Below are 13,443 nucleotides of genomic sequence, written 5' to 3' on the forward strand. Positions count from 1 at the left end.
GCGAGTGAAAGTCAGCTCACCAGGTGAGCACCGGTTTGACGACGTCGCCGCGGTGCTGGGCATCGAGCGCGGCGTTGACGTCGGCGTGCGGGAACGCCGAGACCAGCCGCTCGACGGGGAACCGGCCGCGGGCCTGCAGCTCGAGCAGCTGCGGGATGAACACCGCGGGCACCGAGTCGCCCTCCAAGCAGCCGTGCACCGTTTTGCCTCGCATCACCAGGTCGCGGAGGTCGATCTGCGGCACGCCCGTTCCGAGGCCGACTGCGACGGCGGAACCGCCGACCGCCAGCGCGGACACCGCGGCGGCCAGCACGTCGGGCCTTCCGGTGGTGTCGAGGGCATGGTCCACTCCCCCGCCGGTCAGCTGCCGCAGGACACGCACCGGGTCCTCACCCGGGTCCAGAGCCGCACGCACGCCCAGGCTTTCGGCCAGCGCGCGGCGCCGGGCGGAAGGTTCGACCACGACGACGGCCTCCACGTCGCAGGCGAGCGCGGCCAGCACCGCCGCCAAACCGACTGCGCCGGCGCCGAATACGGCGAAGGTGCTCCCCGGTCGCGGCCGCAGCAGGTTCAGCACCGCACCCGCACCGGTCTGGAAGCCGCAGCCCAGCGGCGCGGCGAGGACGGGATCGACGTCGGAACCCACTACGACCGTGTTGTCGGAGGTGGTCAGCGCATACCCGGCGAGACTCGACTGTCCGAAGAATCCGTCCACCACCGGTCGATCACCGACCGTCACTCGCGCGGTACCGTCAGCACGGGCACCAAAACCGTTCAGCCGGGTGGCATTTCGGCAGTAGGCGGGGCGCTGGGCCGTGCAGTTGACGCACGCACCGCAACTGCGGAAGGACAGCACGACCCGGTCACCGGGCTTGACCGACGTCACCGCACCACCCGTTGCCTCGACCACCCCGGCACCTTCGTGGCCGAGCAGAACAGGCCGATCGGGCGTGCCCGCAACACGATTGACCAGGTCGGTGTGGCAGATCCCCGCCGCTTCGATGCGGACGAGGATCTCGTCGTCACGGGGGTCGTCGACGTGGACGTCGGCGACGACGAACGGATCCTCGGGCGCGTACGACAACGCCGCGGTGGTGTCGGGCATGCGCGTAACCGTAACGCGCACTTGACGCCCGTCAACTGTGCTGTGCGCCCGGCCGACCCCGGCGTTACACCTGGCCACGCATCCGTCACGCCGTCGACCCCAAGGGCGTACGGAGTGTGACCGTCGGTAGCGGGAACTCTTACACTGACAACTTCCAACCCGTCCAACGACGGACGAAGGCGGGGGCGCCGGACCGGTTCCAGGGCGCCTCGGCCCGACCGTGCGCGAAGCCTAGATCGGATCGACATCGATGATCATCGGGATACCGAGAGAGTCACTACCTGGGGAGACGCGGGTCGCGGCGACCCCGCAGACCGTCGGACAGCTTCTCAAGCTCGGCTATGACGTCGTCGTCGAATCCGGGGCGGGCGCTGCGTCGAGTTTCTCCGACGAGGCCTTCGCAGACGCGGGCGCGACCGTCGGCACCACCGAGCAGGTGCTGTCCTCGGATGTGGTGCTCAAAGTCAACGCACCCAGCGAGGCGGAGATCGCGAGCCTGCGTGACGGTGCCACGCTGATCAGCCTGATCTCCCCCGGGCTCAAGCCGGAACTGGTCGAGCAGCTCGCCACCCGCCCGATCACCGTGCTGGCGATGGATGCGGTGCCGCGGATCTCCCGGGCCCAGTCCCTGGACGTGCTGTCGTCGATGGCCAACATCGCCGGCTACCGCGCCGTCGTCGAGGCGGCCCACCGGTTCGGCCGGTTCTTCACCGGTCAGGTCACGGCCGCCGGCAAGGTGCCGCCGGCCAAAGTGCTCGTCGTCGGGGCCGGTGTCGCAGGGCTCGCGGCCATCGGCGCCGCGGGCAGCCTGGGCGCGATCGTGCGGGCCACCGACCCGCGGCCCGAGGTGGCCGACCAGGTCAAATCGCTCGGCGGTGAGTACCTCGCCGTCGACCCGGCCGCCGCGGAGGTGTCGGCCACCGGCTACGCCAAGGAGATGGGCGACGACTACAAGGCCCGCGAGGCGCAGCTGTACGCCGAGCAGTCCGAAGACGTCGACATCATCATCACCACGGCGCTGATCCCCGGACGGCCTGCACCGCGCATCATCACCGCCGACATGGTGGCCTCGATGAAGCCGGGCAGCGTGATCGTCGACATGGCCGCGGCCAACGGCGGCAACGTCGAAGGCACCGTCAAGGACGAGGCCGTCGTAACGGCCAACGGCGTGACCATCATCGGCTACACCGACCTGGCGGGGCGCCTGCCCGCACAGGCCTCGCAGCTGTACGGGACCAACCTGGTCAATCTGCTGAAGCTGCTGACGCCCGAGAAGGACGGTCAGCTGACCCTCGACTGGGACGACGTCGTCCAGCGCTCGGTCACCGTGGTGCGCGACGGCGAGGTGACCTGGCCGCCTCCGCCGGTGCAGGTGTCGGCGGCGCCGGCCACCACCCCCGCCGCGGCCCCGGTCGAGGCCAAGCCGGTCAAGGCGCCCATGTCCATGGGGCGCCGGCTCGGCGTCACGTTCGCCGCCGCTGCGGTGCTGTTCGCACTGATCGCGCTCTCCCCGTCGGCGCTGCAGGTGCACCTGACGGTCTTCGCGCTCGCGATCGTCATCGGCTACTACGTGATCGGCAACGTGCACCACGCGCTGCACACCCCGCTGATGTCGGTCACCAATGCGATCTCCGGAATCATCGTGGTCGGCGCGCTGCTGCAGATCGGCCACGGGGATGTCGCAGTGACCGCACTGGCCTTCCTGGCGATCCTGCTCGCCAGCATCAACATCTTCGGCGGCTTCGCGGTGACCCGCCGCATGCTGGCCATGTTCTCGAGGAGCTAGAACCATGTTCACACTGGAGACAGCGGCCACCGCTGCCTACGTCGTCGCGGCGCTGCTCTTCATCCTGGCGCTGGCGGGCCTGTCCAAGCACGAGACATCAAGGGCGGGAAACAATTTCGGGATCGCCGGCATGGCGGTCGCACTCGTGGCGACCATCGCGCTGGCGCTGGCCCGCCACATCGAACCACTGGGTCTGGCCCTGCTGGCCGTGGCGATGATCATCGGCGCCGCGATCGGGTTGTGGCGCGCCAAGATCGTCGAGATGACGGGCATGCCCGAGCTGATCGCGCTGCTGCACTCGTTCGTGGGCCTGGCCGCCGTGCTGGTCGGCTGGAACGGCTACCTGCACGTCGAAGGCGACCCGGGTGGTGCCGAAGCGGCGCAGCTGGCCGGCGAAGGCATGCTCGGCATCCACTCGGCCGAGGTCGTCATCGGCGTCTTCATCGGTGCGGTCACGTTCACCGGATCGATCGTGGCGAACCTGAAGCTGTCGGCGAAGATGAAGTCCGCGCCGATGATGCTGCCCGGCAAGAACCTACTCAACGTGGGCGCGCTGGTGCTCTTCGCCGCGTTCACGGTCTGGTTCACGATCGACCCGCAGCTGTGGCTGCTCATCGTCGTCACCGTGCTGGCGCTGCTACTCGGCTGGCATCTGGTGGCCTCCATCGGCGGCGGCGACATGCCCGTCGTGGTCTCGATGCTCAACAGCTACTCCGGCTGGGCCGCGGCGGCGTCGGGCTTCCTGCTCGGCAACGATCTGCTGATCATCACCGGCGCGCTGGTCGGCTCGTCGGGTGCCTACCTGTCCTACATCATGTGCAAGGCCATGAACCGGTCGTTCATCTCGGTGATCGCGGGCGGCTTCGGGATCGAGGCCGGCCCGGCCGAGGACAAGGACTACGGCGAGCACCGCGAGATCACCGCCGACGGCGCCGCCGAACTGCTGGCCTCGGCGTCTTCGGTCATCATCACACCGGGATACGGGATGGCGGTCGCACAGGCCCAGTACGGCGTCGCCGACCTGACCCGCAAGCTGCGCGAGCGCGGCGTCGACGTCCGCTTCGGCATCCACCCGGTCGCCGGACGCCTGCCCGGGCACATGAACGTGCTGCTGGCCGAGGCGAAGGTGCCCTACGACATCGTGCTCGAGATGGACGAGATCAACGACGACTTCGACGGCACCTCCGTGGTGCTCGTCATCGGCGCCAACGACACCGTCAACCCGGCCGCGTCCGAGGATCCGGGCAGCCCGATCGCCGGCATGCCGGTGCTGACGGTATGGAACGCCGACAACGTCATCGTGTTCAAGCGGTCGATGGCCTCCGGCTACGCCGGGGTGCAGAACCCGTTGTTCTTCCGGGAGAACACCCAGATGCTGTTCGGCGACGCCAAGGACCGCGTCGACGCGATCAACGCCGCACTGTCGGTCACCGAGAACGCCTAGCCGGACCCGGGTTCCGGCGGCGACGTCGCCGTCACCTGCGTGCCGGATCCGGGGTCGGATGTGATGCGCATCGAGCCGCCCATGGCGTCGAACCGCGCCAGCAGCGACCCCAGACCGATGTGCCCGCGTTCCAGGGATTCGCCGACGACCGCGGGGGCGAATCCCTTGCCGTCGTCGGAGATCGTCAGCACGACGCGGTCCCCGCGCCTCGTCAGTTCGACGTGCACGGCCGTCGCGCCGGCGTGCTTGGCGATATTGGTGAGCAACTCGCGGGCGGCGCGGTACAGCAGGACCTGGGACTCGGGCTTGCCGACCTCGTCGAGATCGGCCGTGATGTCGTGGTCGTACCGAGTCTGGAACTGGCGCAGCAACTCTCGCACCCCGGCGGTCAGACCGAGTTGCGCGAGCACCTGCGGGTGCAACTCGGTGACGGTGGAGCGCAGGCCCGCCGCGGTCTCCTGCAGGGCCGCATAGACCATGTCCAGCGCCGGGTCGGGGTGGCGTTCCCGGGCCTCGTCGAGCTCGAGGCGGGCGGCGAGCAGCGTCTGCAGAGGCCCGTCGTGCAGATGCTCGGCGACCTCACGACTGTGGCGCTCGTCGGATTGCATTGCCTCGGAGACCAATTGGAGACGAACCTTCTGCAGGGCCCGCACCCGCACCGCCCGGCGGGTGAGCACGACGCTCAGCGCGGTGGTGGCCACGGCCATCCAGACCAGGAAGCCGAAATGGGTATACACCATGTTCGGCAGGCCCACCGTGTCATCGCGTTTGGAGTAGAAGACCCAGACCGACAGATAGGCGACGGCCGTGATGGTGCCGATGATGGCCGTCAGTTCGGGTCGGTCCTGGAACGCGACCGAGATGGGGAGCAGGAAGAACACCGGCAGCAGGGCCGCGGTGGCGCCTCCGGAAACCAGGCACAGTGCGGCGATCACCGACAGGTCCACCGCCGAGGACGCCCAATCCGCCCAGCGCGGCACCGGCCCCCGCGAGACCGCCACCAGCCACACCACCGCGGCGACGGCATAGCTGCCCAGGATCACCGCGTACAGCCCCGGCAGCCAGTGGTCCACCTCCCAGATCCACACCAGCGCACCGATCAACGCGATCAGCGGCAGCCGCAGCACTGCCGACACCCGTACCGGCTCGCTGGCGAGGAAGTCCCGAGTGGTGCCGAGACGCTGACGCAGCCCGGCCACGTCAGTCCAGGAGCTTGCGGCGCATCGCCTCGGCGACGGCCGCGGCGCGATCGCTGACCCCGAGCTTCTCGTAGAGCCGCTGGACGTGCGTCTTGACCGTCGACGGGGCCAGGAACAACTCCTTGGCCATCGACGGGATGGAGCTGCCGGCCGCGATCATGGCGAGGACCTCCCGCTCCCGCGGGCTCAGCACCGGACCCTCGGGCTCGGCGCGCCTACGGATCTCACCGGCCAGACCGGCCGCCAGGCTCGGCGCCACGATGTCGCGGCCCTTCGCGCAGTCCAGCACCGCGTTGATCAGCTCGCTGCGCGTCGACTCCTTCGGCAGGAACCCGGCGGCGCCGTCCTGCAGCGCGCGGTAGACGATTGCGGACTCGTCGTGCGCCGAGATGAGCAGCACCCTGGTCGGCAGCTCCTCGCGGTGCACCGCGGCGGCCACCTCGGCGCCGTCCAGGCCGGGCATCCGGTAGTCCAGCAGCGCGACCCGGGGGCGGTGCTCGCGGATCGCCGCGAGGGCCTCGGTGCCGTCGTCGGCCTCGGCGACGACGTCGATCGAGCCGCTGGACTGCAGGGCGCGCACGACCCCGTCGCGGAACATCGGGTGGTCGTCGCCGACCACCACCCGCACCCTCTCGCCGCCGCTCATCGCCCCGCCATGCCCGTCAGCTTCCCACAGCAGCAGGGGGCGCAGCCGACGATCCGCAGGGCCTGATCATCCGTGTCCGACAGCCGGCGACCACGGGTTCGCTGGTGTCGATTCCGTCAGAAAGCACCCGATTGGGTATGGTCGAGGAGAACTGAGGGTTAAGACGTTGCCTTCGTAGACCACCGCAAACAGCGGGGTAGCAACATGCACTCTCTTCCGACGCCCTCTCCGGCGGGCGACAATCTCCATTTCGACAGCACTGATCTGGGTGCCACCGAGGACTTCCTTGTCAGGGCCTACACCAAGATGACCATCGCCGCGGGCGAGGGTGAAAGCCCGTCCGCGCGCGTCGACCGGCGCTGGCTCGGATCGATCAGCTTCGACGAGCTCGAGCTCGATTTCCACATGTCCTACGACGCGGCTCCCCTCGGGCGGGTCTGTCTGTGCCGGGTGCACGACGGCCGGATCGAGGAAAACTTCGTCGGCGAAGGCCAGGACGTCTTCGAACCAGGGGACGTCACGCTGCTGTCCCATCCCGAGATGCCGTACTCCGGCCGGGTGTGCCAGGCCAACTACGACCTGACGATGTTCGACACCGCTTTGCTGGACCGGGTCGCCGCCCCGGCGGAAGGCCAGTCGGGAGGCGTGCGGCTCGTCGGGCACCGCGCGGTGAACGCACAGGCCGAGCGGCAGCTCGACCATGCGATCGAATATGTGCGCACCATCGTCCACAGCGAGGGCGGCACACCGAGCCGGCTGGTGGCCTCCACCACCGAGTCGATGCTGGCGGCCGTCGTGATCAACACGCTGCCCACCAACGCGGCGGTCGAGACCACCGCGCGGGACCGGGTGGATGCCAAACCGCCGCTGCTGCGCCGCGCGATCGCCTTCATCGAGAGCAACGCCGACAGCGACATCGCCCTGGCCGACATCGCGGCGAGTATTCACGTGACCCCACGCGCGCTGCAGTACATGTTCCGCCGACATGCGGGCATGACGCCGATGGAGTATCTGCGGCGGGTCCGCATGGACCATGCCCATCACGAGCTGATGCAGTCGGACCCCGGAAGCACCACGATCCAGCTGGTCGCCTCCCGCTGGGGCTTCGGGCACACCGGCCGGTTCGCCTCGCTGTATCGGAAGACCTACGGCTGCAACCCTTCCGACACCCTTCGGGGCTGAACCGCTACCGCAGACCGCGGGTGGCCGGACCTTCGAGCAGCGCACCGTCGGGGGCGAACCGCGAACCATGCAGCGGACATTCCCACGCCTGGTCGGAGTCGTTCCAGTTGACGATGCCGCCGAGGTGCGGGCAGACCGGGGAGATGGTGCGTTCGGTGCCATCGACGACGCTGGTGGCCCGCAGGTTCCAGGGCGGACCGCTGACAACGCCCTGCCCCTCCTCGGGCGTGGCCGACGGCGCGGTGATCGGAGTGACCCAGCCCTTGGCCAGATTGAGGCCGACCTCGAAGTTCTGTTGCAGCGCCGAGGGGATCCCGCTCAGTTCGTGCGGGCTCCAGCTGCCGAAGGCCTTGGCCCAGTCCATCCGTCCGCCCAGGATGCGCGCCGAGAGGGCCAGGGCGGCGGCGACCCCGTTCGTCATTCCCCATTTGTCGAATCCTGTTGCCACCAGGAGGTTGTCGAGCTTCGGCAGCAGCGGGCCGACGTAGGGCAGCTCGTCGACCGGGTGGTAGTCCTGCGCCGACCAGTAGTGGGTCCGCTGCGCGCCCGGGTAGTGCAGGGTCGCCCAGCGGTGGAGTTCGTCGACCGCGTTCTTCGGATGATCGGACCGTCCGACGGGGTGCCCCGCACCGCCGACGATCAGTTTGTCGCCGTCGGCGGTCGGCGCGTAGCGCACCGACCGGGACGGCGAATCGACCGCGATGTACATCGATCTCGTGATCTCGCCAGGCACGTCGTAGGCCATGCAGTAGGAGCGCATCGCCTCGAGCCGGGCGAAGAACAGCCCGCGGTCGAGGATCGGGACGCCGGTCGCCAGCACGCACTGCTGGGCGGTGACGGCGAACTCCTCGTCGCGGGTGCCCTGATCGTCGGCCGTCAGCCGCAGCTTCACGGTGACGGGCCCGATCCCCGACACCGACGTCGCGCGCACGCCCTGCAGCAGGGTGCCGCCGTGGCGCTCGAACTCGGTGACCACACTGCTCAGGTACGGCATCGGGTCGATCTGCGCCTGGTCACGCAGCCGGACCCCACCGGCGAACGGGAACGGCACGTCGGCCTCGTCGACCCACTGTGCGTCCAGCTCCGCCTCCCGGCACGCCGCCAGGATCTTGCGGGCGGAACCGAGGCTCTTCTCGTTCTGCACGTAGGCGTGGTCGTCTTCGCGCTGCACGTTCAACCCGTGGTCGTCGCAGTACCGGATCAGCCAGTCGCGTCCCTCGCTGTTACCGGTGACGTAGGCGCGCAGCACGTCGGTGCCGTGCTTGGAGGCGATGTTCGACAGCTTGCTGCCCTGCAGCACGCTCACCTTGCCGGTGGTGTTGCCAGACGCGCAGGCGCCGATATGGCGGGCTTCGACCACCACCACTTTCTTGCCCGCACGGGACAGCTGCAGCGCCGTGGTCAGACCGGTGATCCCGCCACCGACCACGACGACGTCCGCGCTGCGTACCTGGGCCACGTCCTCTGGGCGGGAAGCGGTTTCGGTCCGTCCATCAGTCCACAGAGACGCCATGCGGCGCCGGTTACCCTGCCCCGAACGGTCCAAACGCCGTCCGGGCGCGCCCCGGCGACGGGGCCGTGACGGCCGGCGCAGCCGGCAATCGGCCGACTGCCTGTTTCATCCCGTCCGCACCGGGCAGTCAGACAGGGTGAGCATTTCAGACTTGACCACACTGCCCGTCCGGGCCGGCGCAGCCCTGCGCGACAAGCGCCTCTTCCATCCGACGGGCGTGCTGTGCGCCGGCACGATCACCCGGGTGGCCCCGGCCGGCCAAGGCCTGCCCGTCGTGTCCGGCGACGTGATCGGACGGATCTCCAAGGGTGCGGGCACGCCCGGTGGGGTACCGGACTTCGCCGGCCTGGCCTGGCGGATGAACCGTGACGCCGACGGCTCCGAACCGTGGGACGTGCTGACGGTGTCGTCGGCGGCCCGCGTCGTTCTGCGACCGGTCGGGTCGTGGCCATCGGCGCAGTACTCGACGCTGATGCCACTCGGCTACCGCGGTGGCGTGTACTGGGTACGGGCGCGGCTGCTGACCCCGGTCGGCGAGGACGGCCTGTCCCTGGACACCGTCCGTGAGCACATCACCCAGGGCGGACTCGAGTTCAGCGTCGAACAGGCCTACGGCGGCGGCTCGTTCCAGGAGCTGGCCACCCTGACCTTCGACCGCGAACTGTGCGAGGACGACCCCGGCTGCGACCAGCCGTTCGACCCGACGCAACGCAGCGGCACCGAGGTCCGCCTGCTGCCCTCGTGGCTTACCTCCTTCCGACAGTCCGCGTACCGCCGCAGCCGAGAAGGCCGCGGCGCAGAATGACGGCTCCGGCGCCCCGGCTCACCGGCACCAGTGCCCTTGCGGCACTCGCCGATTTCGGGTTGCCGTCCCTGGCTGCCGGGGTCATCGCGCGACGCCGGCGTGTGGTCGGCCTCCTCGATCGGATGGACGCCGACGCGCGTGGGGTCCGTCGCCTGGCCGAACTGCGGCAGCGCTTCGGCTGCGGGCCGGTCGTGCTGGACATCCCGGGCCGGCGGGTCGTGGTGCCGCTGGACCCCGCTGACGTCTCGGACATTCTGGAGAACTCGCCGTACCCGTTCGACCCGGCGAGCTGGGAGAAGCGGCACGCGCTGCAGCAGTTCCAGCCCAATGCGGTGCTGATCTCTCGCGGTGACATCCGGCAGCGGCGCCGCCTCGTCAACGAGGGCGCCCTCGACACCGGCGCCGAACTGCACGGCCTTGCCGCCGCATTCCAGGACATCGTGAACGACGAGGTGGCCCGCTTCCTGGCCGAGGCGTCCCGGTCCGGGGGCTTCGACTCGGCGCAATTCATCACCGCGTGGTGGCGGGTGGCGCGACGTCTCGTCCTCGGCGCCCGCGCCCGCGACGACGAGTCCGTCACCGACGACCTGTGGCGGCTGCGCACTGCGGCGAACTGGTCGTTCCTCAGTCCGCAGCATGCTCGTCGGCGCGCCCGCTTCTTCGCCCAGCTCTATCACTACGCCGAGGAGCCGGACCCGACCAGCCTGTTGGGCGCGCTGGCCGCGGTCCACACGTCCGGCGGGGTCGATCCGATCGGTCAGGTCCCGCACTGGCTTTTCGCCTTCGACGCCGCAGGCATGGCCGCGCTACGCGCCGCCGCGCTGCTGAGCAGCCACCCGGATGCGCTCGCACGCGCCGAGATCGAAGACCCCGACCTGGTGCGGGTCCGGCCGTACCTGCGTGCCTGCGTGCTGGAGTCGGTGCGCCTGTGGCCGACCACGCCGGCGATCCTGCGCGAACTCGCCGCGGAGACCACCTGGCACGAGGGCACCGACCGGGAGGTGTCCGTGTCGCCGCCGGGGACCGTCCTGATCCCGCTGCCGGCCTTCCACCGAGACCCTGAGCTGCTGCCGTTCGCCGACGAGTTCACCCCGGCGATCTGGCTGGACGGGCGGGCCAAGCAACACCCGCAGCTCGTGCCGTTCAGCGCCGGGCCGGCCGTCTGCCCCGGGCGCGACCTCGTCCTCTTCGTCACCAGCTCGCTGCTGGCCGGGGTGCTGTCGCGGGTGGACCTGTCCCTGGACAAGGGCGGGCCGCTCAGTCCAGACCAGCCGATGCCCGCGACGCTCAACCAGTTCGCGTTGTCGTTCGGCGTCTCTGCCACGAGGGCGCCGCAGCGCGCCGCGTCGTCCTGACGACCTCCGCGAAAAGCCGTTCTTTACACGTGTCATATCGTGGCGGTCATGGACTTCTCGATGTCAGCCAAGGCTGCCGATTACCACGCGCGGTTGACGGACTTCATGACCGAGTTGGTGTTCCCCGCCGAGGAGTCGTATCACGCCTACCGGCTTGAGGCAGGCCCCCGTGACCACACGGTGCCGCCGGTGGTGGAGGAGCTGAAGAAGCAGGCCAAGGAGCGCGGGCTGTGGAACCTGTTCCTGCCGTCGGTGTCCGGGCTGTCCAATATCGAGTACGCCCCGCTGGCCGAGATCACCGGCTGGAGCATGGAGATCGCGCCCGAGGTCACCAACTGCGCCGCACCGGACACCGGCAACATGGAGACGCTGCACCTGTTCGCGACCGAGGAGCAGAGTGAGCAGTGGCTCAAGCCGCTGCTGGACGGCGAGATCCGCAGCGCCTTCGCGATGACCGAACCCGCCGTCGCGTCCAGCGACGCCCGCAACATCGAGACCACGATGCTGCGCGACGGGGACGACTACGTCATCAACGGTCGTAAGTGGTGGATCACCGGTGCGGCCGACCCGCGCTGCAAGATCCTGATCGTGATGGGCCGTACGAATCCCGACGGCCCCAGCCACCGGCAGCAGTCGATGATTCTGGTGCCCACCGACACCCCCGGTGTTTCCATCGAGCGGTCGCTGCCGGTGTTCGGATGGCAGGACCAGCACGGGCACTGCGAGATCACGTTCGACAACGTGCGGGTGCCGTCGTCGAACCTGCTCGACGAGGAGGGGTCGGGCTTCGCGATCGCTCAGGCCCGTCTCGGCCCGGGCCGCATCCACCACTGCATGCGGGCCCTGGGCGCCGCCGAGCGCGCGCTGGCGTTGATGGTGGACCGGGTGCAGAAGCGGGTGGCGTTCGGCAAGCCGCTCGCCGAGCAGGGCGTGGTTCGTGAAGCTATTGCCAAGTCGCGCAACGAGATCGACCAGACGCGCCTTCTCTGCGAGAAGGCGGCGTGGACGATCGACCAGAAGGGCAACAAAGAAGCGCACGTGCTCGTCAGCCAGATCAAGGCCGTGGCGCCGCAGGTCGCCTGCGATGTGATCGACCGCGCGATCCAGGTGCACGGCGGTGCGGGCGTGAGCGACGACTTCCCGCTGGCCCGGCTGTACAGCTGGCACCGTGCGATGCGGCTGTTCGACGGGCCCGACGAGGTGCACATGCGCACGATCGCGAGGGCGGAGTTGGGCAGAGAGAAGTCCGCGCTGGCGACGGCGGCGAGCCGCCAATCAGGCACGGCGGCGGTGGCCCACTAGTGCCGTCCTCCGGCGGCGAACTGTCAGGGGCCTGGAACTTTCGCGACGTCTCCGAGGAGACCGGTATCGCCCCCGGGCGTCTGTACCGGGCCAGCGAGCTGTCCAAGCTCGATGACCGCGGCCGGGAAGCGCTGACCGGGTACGGCGTCACCGACGTCGCGGATCTGCGCACGGCCCGCGAGCTGGAGCGGCACGGTCCCGGCCTGGTTCCCGCCGGCGTCGAGATCCACCACCTGCCGTTCGTGGAGACGATGGCGTCCGACGGCGAATCGCCGCACGAGCACGCGTTCCAACGGATGATGACCGACAAGCCCGACGATGAACCCGTCGCCGAGGCCGCGGCGCGGTACATGTCCGAGGAGTACGGGCGCATCGCGGCGGCTCCCCTGGCGCAACGCGCGGTGAAGACCGTCATCACACTGCTCGGCACAGACCGCGCGGTGCTGGCCCACTGCTTCGCCGGCAAGGACCGCACCGGATTCACGGTCGCCGTCGTGCTGGAAGCGGCCGGCGTGGAGCGCGATGCCGTCATGTCGGACTACCTGCGCAGCAACGTGGCGGTGCCACAGCTGCGCGAGAGCATTCTGGAATCGGTGCGTGCGCGCGCCGCCGAGGCACCCGAGATCATGGAGCTGGCGGAGGCGCGCCTCACCGACGCGGTGCTCGGCGTGCGAGAGCAGTATCTCGACATCGCCCGGCGGACAATCGATTCCGAATTCGGCTCGCTCAACGGGTACCTGACGGCGGCCGGAGTCACCGACGACGACGTCGCGAGGCTGCGCAAGGCCCTCAACGGCTGAGCCGTCGTCGACGCCGGCGCGGCGCAACATCTCGTGTCAATAGTCAGCAACTTTCTTGTGCCATTGTTTGTCGCAAGCAGTGGTCAGGCGTTGATGGACGTCTGTCGCCCAGTCGCACAGGTCAGATGTCATACCTTCGGATGCTTTCGTAGTAAACAGTCTCACTATTGACGCGGGCGCTGCTTTAATGCTCGATGAGTAGCAAAGTGTCAGTGCGGCGTCATAGGCAAACGGGTGCGTACCGCAGCAGCTGCTGTTAGCGGTTGGCTTGACCGTGCCTACGACGGGCGCTTATAGCGGGCGGGG

At 69.2% G+C, this 13,443-nt stretch carries 11 protein-coding genes; 7 read left to right on the forward strand and 4 right to left on the reverse strand.

Annotated elements, in window-relative coordinates; translation table 11 throughout:
- Positions 1-16 precede the first annotated feature (16 nt).
- The gene (locus FHR72_RS01820; protein ID WP_183466187.1) at positions 17-1,105 is read right to left on the reverse strand and encodes an NAD(P)-dependent alcohol dehydrogenase; all 1,089 of its coding nucleotides are present in this window, start codon (positions 1,103-1,105) and stop codon (positions 17-19) included.
- Positions 1,106-1,355: 250 nt separating this feature from the next.
- Between FHR72_RS01820 and FHR72_RS01825 the strand changes: the two genes are divergently transcribed.
- Complete coding sequence (locus tag FHR72_RS01825; protein WP_183466188.1) at positions 1,356-2,891, forward strand: Re/Si-specific NAD(P)(+) transhydrogenase subunit alpha; 1,536 nt, start codon at positions 1,356-1,358, stop codon at positions 2,889-2,891.
- 4 nt (positions 2,892-2,895) lie between these two features.
- Positions 2,896-4,335 (forward strand): Re/Si-specific NAD(P)(+) transhydrogenase subunit beta, encoded by a 1,440-nt coding sequence (gene pntB, locus FHR72_RS01830; protein ID WP_183466189.1) that lies wholly within the window; start codon positions 2,896-2,898, stop codon positions 4,333-4,335.
- Here pntB and FHR72_RS01835 read toward each other — a convergent pair.
- Positions 4,332-5,534, reverse strand: a complete 1,203-nt coding sequence (locus FHR72_RS01835; protein ID WP_183466190.1) for a sensor histidine kinase — start codon at positions 5,532-5,534, stop codon at positions 4,332-4,334. The genes pntB and FHR72_RS01835 overlap by 4 nt on opposite strands.
- 1 nt (position 5,535) lies before the next feature.
- Positions 5,536-6,180 carry a response regulator transcription factor gene (locus tag FHR72_RS01840; protein WP_183466191.1) on the reverse strand — a complete coding sequence of 215 codons (645 nt, stop codon included), beginning with the start codon at positions 6,178-6,180 and terminating at the stop codon, positions 5,536-5,538.
- A 204-nt stretch (positions 6,181-6,384) separates the two neighbouring features.
- Here FHR72_RS01840 and FHR72_RS01845 point away from each other — a divergent pair, with 204 nt between their 5' ends.
- Entirely contained in the window at positions 6,385-7,362 is a 978-nt protein-coding gene (locus FHR72_RS01845) for a helix-turn-helix transcriptional regulator (RefSeq protein ID WP_183466192.1), read from the forward strand.
- A 4-nt stretch (positions 7,363-7,366) separates the two neighbouring features.
- On the opposite strand, the gene FHR72_RS01850 is transcribed toward FHR72_RS01845, so the two are convergent.
- Positions 7,367-8,875, reverse strand: a complete 1,509-nt coding sequence (locus tag FHR72_RS01850; protein ID WP_183466193.1) for an FAD-dependent oxidoreductase — start codon at positions 8,873-8,875, stop codon at positions 7,367-7,369.
- A 136-nt stretch (positions 8,876-9,011) separates the two neighbouring features.
- On the opposite strand from FHR72_RS01850, the gene FHR72_RS01855 reads away from it, so the two are divergent.
- From FHR72_RS01855 to FHR72_RS01870, 4 genes are read left to right on the forward strand one after another with little or no spacing between them, the layout of a single operon-like run.
- A complete protein-coding gene (locus FHR72_RS01855; protein ID WP_183466194.1) occupies positions 9,012-9,680 on the forward strand; it encodes a phosphodiesterase in 669 nt (222 codons plus the stop codon).
- On the forward strand, positions 9,677-11,035 hold the full coding sequence (locus FHR72_RS01860) for a cytochrome P450 (protein WP_183466195.1): 1,359 nt from the start codon (positions 9,677-9,679) through the stop codon (positions 11,033-11,035). Before FHR72_RS01855 ends, FHR72_RS01860 begins: the two co-directional genes overlap by 4 nt.
- Positions 11,036-11,083: 48 nt before the next feature.
- The gene (locus FHR72_RS01865) at positions 11,084-12,337 is read left to right on the forward strand and encodes an acyl-CoA dehydrogenase family protein (RefSeq protein ID WP_183466196.1); all 1,254 of its coding nucleotides are present in this window, start codon (positions 11,084-11,086) and stop codon (positions 12,335-12,337) included.
- Positions 12,337-13,137, forward strand: coding sequence for a tyrosine-protein phosphatase (locus tag FHR72_RS01870; RefSeq protein ID WP_183466197.1), 801 nt, complete (start codon positions 12,337-12,339; stop codon positions 13,135-13,137). Before FHR72_RS01865 ends, FHR72_RS01870 begins: the two co-directional genes overlap by 1 nt.
- Positions 13,138-13,443: the final 306 nt, after the last annotated feature.

The sequence above is a fragment of the Mycolicibacterium iranicum genome (assembly GCF_014190915.1).
Taxonomy (GTDB): domain Bacteria; phylum Actinomycetota; class Actinomycetes; order Mycobacteriales; family Mycobacteriaceae; genus Mycobacterium; species Mycobacterium iranicum_B.

Excerpts from the sequence above, each read along its gene's own strand:
- FHR72_RS01820 (WP_183466187.1), bottom strand. The coding sequence starts at position 1,105 with ATGCCCGACACCACCGCGGCGTTGTCGTACGCGCCCGAGGATCCGTTC.
- FHR72_RS01825 (WP_183466188.1), top strand. The coding sequence starts at position 1,356 with ATGATCATCGGGATACCGAGAGAGTCACTACCTGGGGAGACGCGGGTC.
- pntB (WP_183466189.1), top strand. The coding sequence starts at position 2,896 with ATGTTCACACTGGAGACAGCGGCCACCGCTGCCTACGTCGTCGCGGCG.
- FHR72_RS01840 (WP_183466191.1), bottom strand. The coding sequence starts at position 6,180 with ATGAGCGGCGGCGAGAGGGTGCGGGTGGTGGTCGGCGACGACCACCCG.
- FHR72_RS01845 (WP_183466192.1), top strand. The coding sequence starts at position 6,385 with ATGCACTCTCTTCCGACGCCCTCTCCGGCGGGCGACAATCTCCATTTC.
- FHR72_RS01850 (WP_183466193.1), bottom strand. The coding sequence starts at position 8,875 with ATGGCGTCTCTGTGGACTGATGGACGGACCGAAACCGCTTCCCGCCCA.
- FHR72_RS01860 (WP_183466195.1), top strand. The coding sequence starts at position 9,677 with ATGACGGCTCCGGCGCCCCGGCTCACCGGCACCAGTGCCCTTGCGGCA.
- FHR72_RS01865 (WP_183466196.1), top strand. The coding sequence starts at position 11,084 with ATGGACTTCTCGATGTCAGCCAAGGCTGCCGATTACCACGCGCGGTTG.